This window comes from Paenibacillus sp. FSL R7-0297 (assembly GCF_038009025.1).
Taxonomy (GTDB): domain Bacteria; phylum Bacillota; class Bacilli; order Paenibacillales; family Paenibacillaceae; genus Paenibacillus_AQ.
Genome location: NZ_JBBPAQ010000001.1, coordinates 3,603,011 through 3,617,870 on the forward strand (window position 1 = coordinate 3,603,011; position 14,860 = coordinate 3,617,870).

The 14,860-nt window shown below is 49.5% G+C and carries 12 protein-coding genes; 9 read left to right on the top strand and 3 right to left on the bottom strand.

From position 1 onward, the window contains the following. Positions 1-34 precede the first annotated feature (34 nt). The 4 genes from MKZ24_RS15655 to MKZ24_RS15670 are packed head-to-tail and all read left to right on the top strand — an operon-like array spanning position 35 to position 4,396. Positions 35-919, top strand: a complete 885-nt coding sequence (locus MKZ24_RS15655; protein WP_042237909.1) for a carbohydrate ABC transporter permease — start codon at positions 35-37, stop codon at positions 917-919. After that, complete coding sequence (locus MKZ24_RS15660) at positions 919-1,746, top strand: carbohydrate ABC transporter permease (protein ID WP_042237906.1); 828 nt, start codon at positions 919-921, stop codon at positions 1,744-1,746. Before MKZ24_RS15655 ends, MKZ24_RS15660 begins: the two co-directional genes overlap by 1 nt. Positions 1,747-1,773: 27 nt before the next feature. Beyond that, on the top strand, positions 1,774-3,627 hold the full coding sequence (locus tag MKZ24_RS15665) for a cache domain-containing sensor histidine kinase (protein ID WP_340784391.1): 1,854 nt from the start codon (positions 1,774-1,776) through the stop codon (positions 3,625-3,627). After that, positions 3,605-4,396, top strand: coding sequence for a response regulator transcription factor (locus tag MKZ24_RS15670; protein ID WP_340784393.1), 792 nt, complete (start codon positions 3,605-3,607; stop codon positions 4,394-4,396). The genes MKZ24_RS15665 and MKZ24_RS15670 overlap by 23 nt, the downstream gene beginning before the upstream one ends. Before the next feature lie 92 nt (positions 4,397-4,488). On the opposite strand, the gene MKZ24_RS15675 is transcribed toward MKZ24_RS15670, so the two are convergent. The 3 genes from MKZ24_RS15675 to MKZ24_RS15685 form a co-directional block, all read right to left on the bottom strand. Continuing rightward, positions 4,489-4,923, bottom strand: a complete 435-nt coding sequence (locus tag MKZ24_RS15675) for a nitroreductase family protein (protein WP_052416604.1) — start codon at positions 4,921-4,923, stop codon at positions 4,489-4,491. A gap of 10 nt (positions 4,924-4,933) precedes the next feature. Further along, positions 4,934-5,950: an iron-siderophore ABC transporter substrate-binding protein gene (locus MKZ24_RS15680; RefSeq protein ID WP_340784396.1), complete on the bottom strand. Its 1,017-nt coding sequence runs from the start codon at positions 5,948-5,950 to the stop codon at positions 4,934-4,936. Between the two features lie 91 nt (positions 5,951-6,041). Beyond that, positions 6,042-7,418 (bottom strand): helix-turn-helix domain-containing protein, encoded by a 1,377-nt coding sequence (locus tag MKZ24_RS15685; RefSeq protein ID WP_340784399.1) that lies wholly within the window; start codon positions 7,416-7,418, stop codon positions 6,042-6,044. A gap of 551 nt (positions 7,419-7,969) precedes the next feature. Between MKZ24_RS15685 and MKZ24_RS15690 the strand changes: the two genes are divergently transcribed. The 5 genes from MKZ24_RS15690 to MKZ24_RS15710 all read left to right on the top strand — a co-directional run bounded on the left by MKZ24_RS15690 (position 7,970) and on the right by MKZ24_RS15710 (position 14,853). Continuing rightward, the gene (locus MKZ24_RS15690; protein ID WP_340784401.1) at positions 7,970-10,270 is read left to right on the top strand and encodes a copper amine oxidase N-terminal domain-containing protein; all 2,301 of its coding nucleotides are present in this window, start codon (positions 7,970-7,972) and stop codon (positions 10,268-10,270) included. Positions 10,271-10,544: 274 nt separating this feature from the next. Further along, on the top strand, positions 10,545-11,006 hold the full coding sequence (locus MKZ24_RS15695; protein WP_039295454.1) for a Fur family transcriptional regulator: 462 nt from the start codon (positions 10,545-10,547) through the stop codon (positions 11,004-11,006). Between the two features lie 2 nt (positions 11,007-11,008). Next, positions 11,009-11,272 (top strand): membrane protein insertion efficiency factor YidD, encoded by a 264-nt coding sequence (yidD, locus tag MKZ24_RS15700; RefSeq protein ID WP_042237893.1) that lies wholly within the window; start codon positions 11,009-11,011, stop codon positions 11,270-11,272. Positions 11,273-11,625: 353 nt separating this feature from the next. Beyond that, positions 11,626-13,659 (top strand): methionine--tRNA ligase, encoded by a 2,034-nt coding sequence (metG, locus tag MKZ24_RS15705; RefSeq protein WP_042237891.1) that lies wholly within the window; start codon positions 11,626-11,628, stop codon positions 13,657-13,659. Between the two features lie 225 nt (positions 13,660-13,884). Next, positions 13,885-14,853 carry a metal ABC transporter solute-binding protein, Zn/Mn family gene (locus MKZ24_RS15710; protein ID WP_042237889.1) on the top strand — a complete coding sequence of 323 codons (969 nt, stop codon included), beginning with the start codon at positions 13,885-13,887 and terminating at the stop codon, positions 14,851-14,853. The last annotated feature ends 7 nt before the right edge of the window (positions 14,854-14,860 follow it).

Consider the following 14,860-nt stretch of genomic DNA (forward strand, 5'->3'; position numbering starts at 1 on the left):
AAGTGAGAGATGTCTAAGCAACTTGGAGGTAGTCATGAATAAGGCACTAAGAAATCCTCTGGTGTTCATTCTGTTCGTTATACCGGCACTGGTTCTGTTTATTATGTTCTTCATTTACCCCATTTTCAGTTCACTCTACTATAGCTTCACCAGTTGGAACGGTGTATCCGATACAGTGAAATACGCCGGACTGGACAACTTCAAAAAAGCCCTGGGAGATGAACGCTTCTGGGTTTCTGTTAAAAATAACGGCTGGTTCATTCTGTTCTCCGTATGCATTCAGGTGCCGCTGATTGTCTTCTTCTCCTTATTAATTGCTAATGTGAAGAAGCTGAAGGGCCTTTACAAGACAGCAGTATTCATGCCATCCATTATGTCTACTGCAGTTATCGGTATTCTGTGGGGCTTCATTTATGAGCCGAATATCGGCTTGTTCAACAAAGTGCTTGGTCTTGCCGGCATTGAGCCTGTCTACTGGCTGTCGGATGAACGCTTCGCCATGCTGTCGATTCTGATTACGAATGCCTGGCAATGGACCGGATTCTACATTGTAATGGTGCTGGCGGCTATTCTCTCCATCCCCGGTGAACTGGATGAGGCTGCGGCCATCGACGGTGCTACGGGCTTCCAGCGTGCTACACGCATCACTTTGCCGCTGATCGTTCCCATTATCTCGGTAGTAATCATGCTCTCTATTGCCGGAGCGATGAAGGCCGCAGATATCGTCATTGTTATGACCAAAGGCGGCCCGGCAGGTTCAACTGAGGTTATGGCCACATATATGATTAAATATGCGATCACTAATTTCAAGTATGGGTACGGCAATACGATTGCAGTTCTGATCTTTATGTTCACGCTCGTGGTTACAGCTCTCTATCAGCTGCTGTTTGCCCGTCGTAATGAAAGGATTGAATACTGATGCCGCGCCTGAAGAAAAGCTTACCTCATGTTGCTCTGCTGGGATACCTGATCGTTGTACTCTTTCCGTTTCTCTTTGTCCTGTTCTCCTCGGTGAAGAAGGATAACAATGCGATCGCCCTGAATCCGTTCGGGATTCCGAAGACATTCGAATTCTCGAACTACGTTGAAGCATGGGTGAACGCTAAGATCAGCACATACTTTTTTAACAGCTTATATATTTCGATCCTGTCATCGGTGGTATCCATTCTGCTGGCTTCTATGTTTGCCTTCGCGGTTACGCGGATGCGCCAGGGGAAATGGAACAAGATTCTTTTTTCGCTGGTCCTGATCGGCATGCTTATTCCGAACAATGCACTGATGCTGCCTATCTACACGATTGTCCGCAAGCTTCATATTCTCAATACACACTGGGCACTGATTATTCCTTATATCGCCAATGCAATTCCATTCACGATTATTATCCTGGCTGCATTCATGCGCTCACTTCCCAGTGAAATTGAAGAGGCGGCGGTCATGGATGGCTTGAAGGCTCCAGGTATCTTTGCTAGAATTATTGTACCTTTGACAGTTCCCGCCATGGTTACGGTCTTCATTGTTAATTTCCTGGGAAATTGGAACGAGTTCCTGCTGGCTAACTATTTCCTCTCTAATGACGAGCTGCGCACCCTTCCGGTGGGCATGGTTCAATTCCGTGATCAATATCAGATGAACTACGCGCAAATGTCGGCGGGTATTGTCTACAGCGTGGTCCCGGTTATCATCATTTATGCTATTTTGCAGGAGAAGATTATTGAAGGCGTAACGGCAGGCAGTGTAAAAGGATAACCCTATTCATGTCAGGAGCATGGGCCGATGAATTTGCGCTACAAATTATTTACGGCATTTCTGGGCCTGATTATCATTCCCTTATTCATTCTTGGCATGATTATGTTCTTCGTCACCTATAATTCGATAGAGAAGAAGTACAGCCAGCAATCTGAATATTCACTTAAGGCGATCAGTTACAGCATTTCGAATGTATTTAAAGATATGGACAACGTGACAGATAACGGAATTGCCACCTCGGTGTTTCACATGGCGCTCAGTGCGGATGATCCCTCCAAACAGGATTTGACCGACGCCGAGCAGCTCAGCCTGAATGCCAGCCAACGCAATTTCCGTAGTCTGCTCTATAATCATCCGTCGATCAGCTATGCGTTTCTGTATAATTTTAATGGAAAAGGCAGCTCGGAGATCGTATCGGTATTCACCAAAGAAAATTTCCGCACACTCCCTTACGATAAGTTCAAAGGAAGTGATCTCTACCAGGAGGTTATGAAGCTAAACGGGGTTCCGAAATGGCTGGCTCCGCATGAGTATCCCGAACTGACGGGAACGGAGGCTGTGTTTACCCAGATCCGGCTGATCAAGGAGCTAAGCTTTTTTCAGAACATCGGTATTCTGGTAGTCCAGATCAAGAACTGGGAGTTCGAATCGATATTCCGCAATCTCAAGATCGGGGACAGCAGCCAGAAGGTATCTTTTATGCTGGTCAACGATGACGGGATGATCCTGCTTGACCCCGACAGGCAGCTGGACGGACAGGATTTCCGCGACTTTACTACGAAGGATATTACCTTTAACCCGGGCTTCCAGAGCTACAAAACCCAATTTGACGGCGAAAAGAGCATTCTGTCAGTCTACCACCTGAAGGACTATCCCTGGAGCCTGGTTTCTGTGACCTCCTGGGGCTCGTTGTCCCATGAAGTAACTGTGTTTGCCCGTTGGTTTGTGGTGGTTATATTCCTGTGCCTGCTCGGTGCAGTGATCTTCAATCTGTTCTTCATGAACCGGATTACAGGGGGGATTGCTGTGATCGTCCGCTTCATGCGGCGGGTGGAGGATGGAGACCTGACAACCCGGGTCGAGGAGAAGGGCAGTGACGAAATGACGCTGCTTGCCAGAGGCTTCAATGATCTTATGGACAAAATCAATTCATTATTCAACAGGGTCAATGAAGAGCAGCGGCGCAAAAATCAGGCGGAAATGCGCGTGCTGCAGGCGCAGATCAAACCGCATTTTCTGTTCAATACGCTGGAATCCATCAATGTGCTGGCTGTGCAGAATGAAGGGCGCAAAGTCAGTGAGATGGTCTACAGGCTGGCCAGTATTCTGCGGATCAGTATCCAGGACAGAGATGAAATCACGCTGGAAGAAGAGGTTAAGCATCTGCGCAACTATCTGGATATTCAAAAATTCCGGTTCGAGGACTTGTTCGATTACCAGCTTGAGGTTCCGGAGGAACTGCTGGGCTGCGGGGTTCTGAAGCTTACACTGCAGCCGCTGGTCGAGAACAGCATTCAGCATGGCTTTGAAGGGATCAGCTACAAAGGACTGGTAAGTGTCAGGGTCTGGGAAGAACGGGGGAATCTGATTCTGCGGATTCAGGATAACGGGATCGGCATGACTCCGTCCCAGCTGTCCATGTTTCAGTATATGGTTAACGATCCGGCGGAGCAGAAGCCTGAAGGTAAACCGGAACACGGAATTCACCTGGAACGGAGGGGGCTTGGCGTTCGCAGTGTAGCAGACCGCATCCGCATAGAGTACGGCGACAGATATGGGATTTTCATCTGTGCGAGTCCTGGTGAGGGGACAATTATCCAGTGCGTCATACCTAAATACGGGCAGGGGGAAGATCATTATGCTAAAGGTATTATTGGTTGACGATGAGGCGCCTATCCTGAACAATCTCAACAAAGTGCTGCCTTGGCATGACATGGGGATGGAGGTTACGGGGATGGCCCGCAGCGGAATGGAAGCTCTGCGTATCGCTGAAGAGGCGACGCCCGATCTGGTGCTCTGTGACATCCGTATGCCGGTGATGGACGGACTTACATTCATCGGCAAGCTGCGTGAGATGGGGCTGGAGAGTGAGGTTCTGCTACTAAGCGGGTATCAGGAGTTTGATTATGCGCGTGAGGCCATCCGCCTTGGTGTGAAGGAATATATCTGCAAGCCGATACATTATGAGGAGCTTGGCAACAAGGTGCGGGAGATTGGAGCCCTAATCCGCAGCAAACAGTATAAGGATAAACTGTATAACAGTATTCCCTTGTTTCAGGAGATGCCTGTACCCGAGGATTCCGCCAAAAAAACTCCGGATCAATTGATGAGCCAGGCGGCGAATTATATTACCGAGCGGCTGAGCTATGACCTTGGCATTGAAGAGGTAGCGAACCGGATCGGCATTAGCAGCAGCTATTTCTGCCTGCTCTTCAAGAACCGCTTTGCGATGACCTTTGTGGAGTATGTAACTTTGCAGAGGATTGAAGCCGCCAAATTCATGCTGGCCAGCAGTGACAAAAGCATTACTGCGATCAGCTCGGGAGTGGGTTATCAGGAGCGGCGTTATTTCACCAAGGTATTCCAGAAACAGACGGGGATGTCCCCTAAGGAATACCGCGATAAATACAGGACAGCTGAGGCACGGTAAGTCTGCCTTCATATCATTTGAGCTTGCGGAAAAAAGAAGCCAGCGGCTAAGCAACCGCTGGCTTAAGTATGTTCATCTGTCGGGGGAATTCATCAGTCTTCTTCATTAAAGGCTGTTCTCTTCCATACCACGCCGATTTCCTGTTCCCAGGCCAGCAATTGAACATTCTGAATCAGAGCGGCAGTTGCTGCCAAGGCCTCCTCCCAAGCCTTTTGGGGAAGGGCGCTATTCATAATCACGAGGAGGTGGGCTGGAATCCGCCTGCAATACGTATCATAGATCTGTGCTCCGTATTGTTGAATGAAGGCTTCTGGACGTGTTTTCAGAACGGCGTCGGCAAATTTCTTCCGGCCGGACCCGGCGAGCAGGATGAAGCGCCAAGGCTCTTTTTTGGAGTGAAAGGGTGCCCAAACCGCGTTGTTCAGCAAGCCGAGAAGTGTGTTCCGGGCAATGGGAACGCCATTGAATTCCTGTATGGTTCTTCTGCCGCGTATCGTCTGTATGAGCTGGCTGTCAGGAGAGGTCATAGCTTGTCCCTCACATTTCCGGTACGTAGGCACCCGAGATTTCGTCAATGACCTTGCTGAGTCCAATGGGGCCATAGCCTGCAAACCACAGATTTGCATCTCCGATATATACATGGTTATTCTTGACTGCTGTAAGGTTAGCCCAGATTGAAGTGTTCATAATGTTATCCAGAGCCGTCTGATTACTGTCACCGGGACGGAGAATGATGAACATACGGTCAGGATTCAGCTCGGGGAGTACTTCTTCAGAGATGGCTACATTCCATGAGTCCTTGAAATCTATGCGCTCTGTGGAAGCAGGGGTTCGTCCGAGAGGACCGAACAGCGTGAAGTTATCACCCGGTTGGATCAGCTGCAGCTGCTTGTCCTGTATCCGCATATAAGCGACAGTTTCATTAGGAGCAGCAGCAGCCAATTTGTCTCTTACCTTGGCTATCTTCGCTTCATAATCGGCATGGATCTGGTGAGCCTCGGCTTCTTTGCCGAAGATCTCTGCCGTTTGCCGGAATCTTGTCCAATCTTCTTCGTTCTCATTATCGAAAAGTATCGTTGGTGCTATCCTGGACAACTGCTCATAGTTTTCCTCATTAAGTGTCTTTGAAGCGAGAATGAGATCCGGCTCCGACTCGAGCAGTGCTTCCAAGTTAGGGGCTTCTCCTGAGCCGATAGCGATAGTATCCTTCATCTGGTCCGCCAAGTATTCGGGGAATCCCAGGTCATTGTATGTAACCATGGCATGCGGTTCAATTCCGAGTGCCAGCAGATGGTCTGCAAAAACATATAGCATGCCCGCAACCTTTTTTGGATGAGCCGGAATTTCTATATCCCCTTTAATGGTTGAGATAATCCGGGTTTCTGTATTCTCTGCCAAGTTGGCAGCTGCTGGTGAAGGAGTGGCGGCAACCGCTGAACTTCCTTTATTTCCGCTGTTGCTGCATCCAACGATTAATCCCAGCATGAGTACTCCAAGCAGGCCGATGACCCCCAGGTTAAATTTGTGACTGAACTTTTGAGTACTAGGAAACACAAGCCACACACCTTTCATAATTGAGTTTGATAATCATTATCACCACCTAATTATAAGGAGCTGCCTACCTGGGTGCCATGGATAAAAATGCTCATCGTCTGGACATATCGCTCATGAGCAATGAACTTGAACGACGCAGAAATAATTCATGGGCCAGCGAAGTATAGCAGGAATAGAGGCTTGAATCACCGAGCTCGTAGACATTTCCTTGCTGTACGGCGCGTAATTCCTTCCAAGCTTCCTGTGAAGCAAGCGAGTGATGGATCATGTTACGCTGTGCGGTGTTACCCGATGTAAATAAAATCAGATGGTCAATACTATATTCCGACAGCTGATCTGCAGTAAGAAGAGCAGAATGCGCTACATTCAACAATTGCCGGGGTCTGGCCAGCTGCAGATCGTTATACAGGACGGTACCCAAGTTACGGTTGCCGAACAAACGGAAGCGGCCCTGCTCATATTGTGCTACAGCAACGTTCTCGTCTGCCAGCTTCTCTCTAACATTGACCCGCAGTCTCTCGGCGAGCTCTTCGTATGCCGCCAGCCACTGCTGCGCGATATCCAGGCGGTTCACCGCTCTCGCAATTATCCGGAAATGTTCACGCCACTCCCCTTCGAATGGAACAGTACACGTTGGCGCAATGTGGGGGAACAAGAAAGCTTTGTCCGGTTCCGCATAATCCGAAGGCTCGAAGCTGATTATCAGCTCCGGACGGGCATCTGCCAATCTGTCTAGGTCGGGCTGGTCATGTCCCAGGCTGATTATGTTATGCAAGCCGTGGCCGGACCCGCGTGAATTGTTCAACAGCGCTGCATAAGGTGTTAAACCGAGCGCCAGCAAATGAGAAGTGTAGGGATGGGCCATAGAAGCAATTTGTGTGGATGTGCGCTGTTTTTTGATATACACAGATGGTGAAATGCCAGTGACTGATTTGAACTTACGGCTGAAATAGAATTCATCCTGATAGCCCACACGGTTCGCAGTATCACGGAGGGTGAGTTCAGAGCGGAGCAGCAAATCACCCGCATGGCGTATGCGGATAGAATTCAGATACTCCATCGGACTCCGCCCCACATATTTCTTGAACAGCCGGGAATAATGGGCAACGCTCATTCCTGTCAAACCGGCAAGCTTCTCTCTGGTCAAGGGCTGCGCAAAATTACTGTCGATATAGGCTTTGGATTGATTAATCGCTCCGCTTGCAGCATTGTTATCCCTAGTTCCTGATTGGGCTGGTCTCCATAACTGAAGCAGCAGTTCCTGAAAACGGATTGCCGATTCCATCTGGTCCCAGTGGCTGCCCTGCCAGCAAGAGTAGATCAGGCCAGCCTTTTCTGACACTTCAGACCAATGTGCGGGCGGGAAAATAGCGGCCTCCAGCTCTCCGCGCTGAAGTGTACCCTGTCCGTCCACAGCATATGCATCAAAAGTGAAAGAGTAATATTTCAGAGAAGGATTCTCCTTCACGAACATACGCCATGGTGTATCAGGGAGCAGCAGCACTACATCGCATGAACCAAATTCAGAGTGATAACCATCAGCTTCAACTTCCCCGTTGCCTTGAAATGCTATAAGGAGGGTATGCTGATCAGACTTATGGATTTCAGATTCAGATGGAGCTGCATTAATGCGCCGGACGTCAGTAAGTTTGTATAACCCGTCAGTTGTGTTCATATCGTCAGCTTAAATGCTCCTTTCACATGAGGTCTGCTTCCATTATACTCTGCCGTTGACAGCAGTCACATTTCTCATGAGCGAAAGTGTACTTAGAGCATTCAGAGCACATTAGCTTGGTTTGGTTACCCCAATGAAAATGGAGAGATATGGATTTTATTTGTTCTTTCTTTACACTAAATGAAACTTTTCGGAGTGGGGTGCGTCTAATACTATGTTTTGTAAAATGAACGTGGCAAAAAATTCTGCCGTCCTGTAGAGGGCGGTTGCGTTTTTGCGGGGAATATAAGGTGAAGAAAGATAATGCCTTATACACTACAATTGGGAGCAGAAGGAGTCGTACAATGAATTTGAAAAAAATGATCTTAGTGGCAGTATTGGCCGTTTCACAAACCGCAGCAGCGGTTCCGGCCTTTGCAATCCCTGCCAGCACACAAAGTACCACAAGCAACGTTGCCGCAGCGGTGAATACCACCCAGACGGATGTAACGCAGGAGGAGCCCTCGGCTACAGATCCATTGCCTCCATTGGTTACTGAGGCGCCTGCAGGTACAGTTACGCCAACACCAACGCCAACACCGATCCCGGCAGCAACGGAAGTTCCAGCAGTGCCGGCAGCAACAGGAACACCCATTCCGGCAGTAACTCAGGCTCCTGTTAATGGCGCTGTTTCAACAGACGCTGCTGTTCCAACGGCTACTCCGCTACCCGGCAGCACCCCGGCAGGGCAGGCGCTTACAACTTCAGGCCTGACCACCTCCGCTACTGGCGGCGGCCAGCTCATCCTGATGATGAACAGCAACAAAATGTACAGAAACGGTACACCGTATACTGCCAACCAGCCGATGGCTGTCAAGAACGGCGTCTCGTATGTATCGATCCGTGCAATGGTGGAAATGGTCGGAGTAAGTTATACCTATGACTATAAAACCAAGGAAGTTATTGTTACTAAAGGCACCAGTATTATGCGGTTCAAAACGGACAGCAAAGTATATACGATCAATGGGACCAAATATACCATGAAAGGTCCAGCCTACCAGTTCAAAGGCACTTTCATGATTCCTTTAACCTCCATTACGTATGCGCTGAATATTCCCTATACGGTGGACAATGTGCAGAAGCGTGTCATTCTTACGCTGAACACTAAGCCGACAGCATCCTTTACGGTCCAACCGACTGAGATATATGCAGGTCAAACGACTGTGAATTATGTTACTTCGTATTCTTCACCGAATGGTACACCGATGGCTGAAGAACAATGGGGCGGCAATAAACTGGATATGTACGATCAGCCGGGATTCTATACCGTAACTTATTCTGTGCGTGATGCGAATAATTTGTGGAGTGATCCTTACTCTGTAACGATCCAAGTGCTGCAGCCAAATCAGCCGCCGGTGGCTCAATTCACGACTGACAAAGATGAATACAAAATGGGTGAGCCGGTAATTCTGACAGATACCAGCTACGACCCCGAGTACGAAGAATTGACGACCACTTGGAGCAACCGTGGCCTGGCCTATTTCAACCCCGGTCCTACGTCCATCCAGTTGACGGTAACCGATAAGCATGGTCTTAGCAGTACTTTTGAGAAGACCATTAACATTACAAGCGAACAACTGTACACCCAGGATGAGGTAGCGAAGCTGTTCACTATTCCCGGGGATGTTCTTACATTTGACGGCGGATTAATCCCGGCGCTTCCTAACCTGCCGTACAATCTTTCTTCTGACAGCTATACGCTGATCCGCAGTAACAGCCCTGAAACAGTTAATACAGAGGGTGTGCTGTATCGTGAGACTTCCGTAGGGAAGACACGTTTCCTGGTACATCATATGAACAATATGACTACACGACAGAAGCTGTATGTGATCGCCACGAACAACGGCATATATCCAGCAACGATAACGACGGAATACTCAGGTATTGCCGGTCCGGTAACTTCTCCGGAATATACAGGCAGAATTTCCATTCAGAAATACTATAATTCCATGATTACAGGTTCAAGCAAATCTCAAATCACCCTGCAGCCGGGACAAAGTGTGCCGATCATGACGGATCTGAATAAGATTGCCATGAAACCGAAAGAGGTGCTCTCACTCAGCGCCGATCTGATTAGTGATTATCCTATTCTATATAATGTGGTAATGGTTGAGCAGACTAAAGATCCGGTAGCTGTGCTGCCGACACTGCCAATTCTTGACCGCGACGGCGTGCATAACCGCGGAACGTATCCGGATTCAACACGCATCATCAACGTAACTGATGTAGTAGGCACAACGCAATCCAAGCTGATCCTGGGGGATAATAAAAATGACCTCAATCTGATTGGTATTGATCCGATGACTGGAACGGAGGCTTCTAATTCCGGGAACTTCGGCGTCTTGTACAAAATCGTGCTGAACCGTGTGGCAGCGAACACACTGATCACCTTCAACCCGCGTGGAGGTAATTATCTGGGTTCGTTACTGGTGAACGGAACGATTGTGAATCTGCCGAACAAGGGCAGCTTATCCAGCTCGGACATGAATGCAGTTATATTCCGTACCGGCGAATACGAAGGTCCGGTAGATATCACCTTCTCCGTAGCTTCCGGCAGCAATCTCCCTGTAAACTTTGTGTTTACTCCGCTTCCGGCCAAAAAATAAATATAACTTCAATGCAAATGCAAACGGCAGCGTTCCTGAGGGGACGGCTGCCGTTTTTTTTGAAAGTTAAGAATTTATATGTTTCGGGAATCAGTAATTAATTGTGAAATCAGGGGATATAAGCTTCTGCTTTGCGGGGATTTATTTTATGCAATGCACCCGCAGGAATGTGGGGCAGGCTGCAGGACAGGTACACTTCATTGACGGGGCAGTACTTTTGGGGCATTATAAAGAGAGTGCAATACAAACGACCTATGTTATGGGAGATGAGCGAATGCTGTCGACAGAACAAATACTGGAAGCCATGTCGGGGCAGGGACTGCGAATCACCGATCAGCGCAAAACGCTTGCCAGGTTATTCGGCGAGAATACGGGATATTTGTCTGCGAAGGATGTATATGAGCATATGGGCCGCAAATACAGCGGACTCAGCTTCGATACGGTCTACCGCAACCTGCGTGTCATGGAGGAGCTTGGTGTGCTGGAGCAGATTGTCTTTGAAGACGGTGTCAAATTCAAAGCAAGCTGCAGTCAGGACCACCATCATCATCATATGATTTGTCTTCAGTGTATGAAGACTTACCCGATTCATTTCTGTCCGATGAATTTAACAGATACACCGGATCAATTCCGGGTGGTCAAGCATAAATTTGAGGTGTTCGGTTACTGCAAGGACTGTGAACAGGGCCGCGAAGAAGAGTCCGCCGTAGCTGCTCACGGCAAAGAAGGCCGCTGAATATGGCTATCTTAAGAAGAACAGTCCAGGCTCCAATCCGGGTCTACCGCAGGTTCATATCGCCGCTTAAGCCGGCAACCTGCAGGTTCTATCCGACTTGTTCAGCCTATGCGCTTGAAGCTATTGAGGTCCATGGACCGCTGAAGGGTTCATGGCTGGCTGCAAGGCGGATCGCCCGTTGCCATCCTTTTCATCCGGGTGGGCTGGACCCGGTGCCACCGCGCAAAGAGCAATCACCAGGAGATAAGCCTGTTCATACGACTTGACATGAGCCTCTGTGATGGGTATATTTTGAATAATAAGCAATATTCCGAGGAACGGATGAGTAAATGTGGACAACCATTACAGAGAGCCGGGGCTGCTGAAAGCCGGTATGGGATGCCAGATTGAATATGGTCCGGGAGGAACTGTGTTCGAGCAGAAGCCGGTAGTTGCGGCTTGCGTAAGATAACGGCGTGTTCCAGCGTTAATGGACAGTTCCGTAAGGGACTGGCGAAGCCTGTGCTCTGTGAGGAGCCGGGGAACTTTGGGTGGTATCGCGTGAGTTTACTCTCGCCCCATATAGGGGCGGGAGTTTTTTGCGTCAATATGAGAAGGTATACGAAGGGATGACAACGTAATGAGTGAGAACAAAACCTTTTATTTAACTACACCGATCTATTATCCAAGCGATAAGCTGCATATTGGTCATGCGTATTCAACGGTGGCCGGTGATGCGATGGCCCGCTACAAGCGTCTGCGCGGCTATGAGGTCCGCTATCTGACTGGAACGGATGAGCATGGGCAGAAGATCGAGGAGAAGGCTGGTAAGGCCGGTAAGACCCCTCAGGAGTTCGTTGACGGAATTGTCGTAGGCATTAAGGATCTGTGGCGCAAGCTTGATATCTCCAATGATGATTTCATCCGTACCACTGAGGAGCGTCACAAGAAAGTGGTGGCGGATATTTTTGACCGCCTGCTGAAGCAGGGCGATATCTACAAGGGGGAATACGAAGGCTGGTACTGTATTTCGGATGAGACCTTCTACACCGAGACACAGCTGGTGGACATTGAACGGGATGCTGACGGTAATATTACCGGCGGTAAAAGTCCGGACAGCGGACATCCAGTTGAACTGGTTAAGGAAGAAAGCTACTTCTTCCGCATGAGCAAATATGCTGACCGCCTGCTGCAGTTCTACGAAGAAAATCCGGAATTCATCCTGCCGGAATCGCGTAAGAATGAGATGATTAACAACTTTATCAAGCCTGGCCTTGAGGATCTGGCCGTATCCCGTACGACCTTTGACTGGGGCGTTAAGGTAAAAGGCGATGAGAAGCATGTAGTGTACGTGTGGATTGATGCACTTACCAACTACATTACGGCTCTCGGCTATGGATCGGAAGACCGCAGCCTGTATGATAAGTTCTGGCCGGCGGATGTGCACATTGTGGGTAAGGAGATTGTCCGTTTCCACACGATCTACTGGCCGATTATTCTGATGGCGCTCGGTGAACCGCTGCCGAAGAAGGTGTTCGCGCATGGCTGGCTGCTGATGAAGGACGGTAAAATGTCCAAATCCAAAGGAAATGTCGTTGATCCGGTTACTTTAATCGACCGCTATGGTCTGGATGCTCTGCGTTATTATCTGCTGCGCGAAGTTCCGTTCGGTTCGGACGGAACCTTCACACCGGAGAGCTTCGTGGACCGCATCAACTATGATCTGGCCAACGACCTGGGCAATCTGCTGAACCGGACCGGGGCGATGGTAGAGAAATATTTCGCCGGTGAGCTTCCTGCTTATGCAGGCCAGGTGACAGCATTTGACGGGGAACTGGAAGTGGTAGTGCAGAGCACCTATGTCAAAGTAGAAGAAGCGATGGAGAAAATGGAATTCTCCGTAGCCCTGACCGCGATTGGCGCCCTGATCAGCCGGACGAACAAATATATCGACGAGACCCAGCCGTGGGTGCTGGCTAAGGATGAGAGCAGAACCGGCGAGCTGGCTTCGGTGATGAGACATCTAGTAGAGGGACTGCGCACCGCGTCCATCCTGCTGCAGCCGTTCCTGACCGGTGCTCCGGCGAAGATCTGGGAGCAGCTGGGCATTCAGCCAGGCGAGCTGACCACCTGGGAGAGCGGCAAATCATTCGGCCTGATTCCAGCGGGAACCAAGCTGGCCAAGGGCGATCCGATCTTCCCGCGCCTGGACGTGGCGCAGGAGGTGGCGTACATCGCCGAAGCGATGGGAGCCGGCAAGCCTGCAGAAGCAGCTGCTGAAGCTGCGCCTGCAGGGGCTGCAGTGACGCCGGATGCGGCTGCGGAGGGTCCGGAGGAAGAGGAGCATAAGGAAGAAATCGGCATCGACGATTTCGCCAAAGCGGAGCTGCGTGTAGCCCAGGTCATCGCCTGCGAGCCAGTGAAGAAGGCGGACAAGCTGCTGAAGCTGCAGCTCGATCTTGGATACGAGCAGCGACAGGTCGTATCCGGCATTGCCAAGTTCTACACACCGGAAGAGCTGGTGGGGCGCAAGGTCATCTGTATCGTGAACCTGAAGCCGGTGAAGCTGCGCGGCGAGCTGTCGCAGGGTATGATCCTGGCAGCCTCCAAGGGCGACCAGCTGACGATTGCAACTGTACCGGACAGCATGCCGAATGGAGCCATTGTGAAATAAGCCAAGCTGCATAGTTGAATGATAGGAACAATCCCCGTGTGCTTAATGCAGCGGGGATTGTTGTAGTGTAAATAGAGAATATACGTTATCAGGTGCTGGCCTTAAGCATAAGCAGCTTTAGTCTGACTACCGGGAGTCTGGCCAGAAGATCAGAGTTGACTTATCGTAACGATTACTATTATAATTCTCATAGTAAATTTTACGATTTAAGGGGTCGATTGAGAAATGTTATATAGAAGCTTGCATAAAGGGCTTTTGCTCGTTGTTGCCGCTCTGCTGCTAATGATGCTTGCCGCTTGCGGACCTAAGAGCAGCGGAAGTATCGTCGAGGGAAAAGTGAATGTCATTACTACTTTTTATCCTATATATGAATTTGCCAGTGAAATCGGCGGGGAAGATATCAATGCGATCAATCTGCTTCCGGTTGGGGTAGAGCCGCATGACTGGACGCCGCGCAGCCAGGATATTATTAATACCTCGAAGGCACAGCTGTTTCTGTACAACGGAGCAGGATTGGAGGGCTGGGTGCCCAATTTCCTCAAAAGCCTCGACAGTGACAGTGAAGCCAAGGCTGTAGAAGTCAGCCAAGGGGTTGATCTGATTATGACCGACGAGGAAGATGGCCATGATCATGGTCATGAGGATGAAGGTGCAGAACACAGCGATAGCCTACACACGGACCCGCATACTTGGGTAAGTCCGAAGTCGGCGCTCGTGATGGCGAAGAATATTAAGGAAAGCCTGCAGTCCGTAGATCCTGAGCATTCCGCTGGTTATGAAGAACGGTATCAGAAGCTGGTTGAACGCTTGAGTGCGCTCGACAGCAAGTTTACCGAGGAACTGGGCAAGCTGCCGAATAAAGAGATCGTTGTCTCTCATCAGGCCTTCTCTTATCTGGCTCGTGATTATGGTTTGTCACAGCACGCTATTATGGGGCTGTCACCGGATGCTGAACCAAGGGGACAGGATCTGCTCGATTTGGCGGCATTGGTCAAAGAAGAGGGCATCCGCTACATTTTCTTCGAAGAACTGGTATCCGATAAGCTGGCCAAAACACTCGCTAGTGAAACCGGCGTGTCCACGATGGTGCTGAATCCGGTAGAGGGTTTGACTGAAGCCCAGGAGAAGAATGGCGACAACTATTTCACGCTAATGGAGAAAAATTTGCAAAATCTCATTCTGGCTTTACAATAATAAGGAA

Bases quoted from the DNA above. Each gene is read 5' to 3' on its own strand.
- MKZ24_RS15655 (WP_042237909.1), top strand. From the start codon at position 35: ATGAATAAGGCACTAAGAAATCCTCTGGTGTTCATTCTGTTCGTTATA.
- MKZ24_RS15660 (WP_042237906.1), top strand. From the start codon at position 919: ATGCCGCGCCTGAAGAAAAGCTTACCTCATGTTGCTCTGCTGGGATAC.
- MKZ24_RS15665 (WP_340784391.1), top strand. From the start codon at position 1,774: ATGAATTTGCGCTACAAATTATTTACGGCATTTCTGGGCCTGATTATC.
- MKZ24_RS15670 (WP_340784393.1), top strand. From the start codon at position 3,605: ATGCTAAAGGTATTATTGGTTGACGATGAGGCGCCTATCCTGAACAAT.
- MKZ24_RS15675 (WP_052416604.1), bottom strand. From the start codon at position 4,923: ATGACCTCTCCTGACAGCCAGCTCATACAGACGATACGCGGCAGAAGA.
- MKZ24_RS15690 (WP_340784401.1), top strand. From the start codon at position 7,970: ATGAATTTGAAAAAAATGATCTTAGTGGCAGTATTGGCCGTTTCACAA.
- MKZ24_RS15695 (WP_039295454.1), top strand. From the start codon at position 10,545: ATGCTGTCGACAGAACAAATACTGGAAGCCATGTCGGGGCAGGGACTG.
- yidD (WP_042237893.1), top strand. From the start codon at position 11,009: ATGGCTATCTTAAGAAGAACAGTCCAGGCTCCAATCCGGGTCTACCGC.
- metG (WP_042237891.1), top strand. From the start codon at position 11,626: ATGAGTGAGAACAAAACCTTTTATTTAACTACACCGATCTATTATCCA.
- MKZ24_RS15710 (WP_042237889.1), top strand. From the start codon at position 13,885: ATGTTATATAGAAGCTTGCATAAAGGGCTTTTGCTCGTTGTTGCCGCT.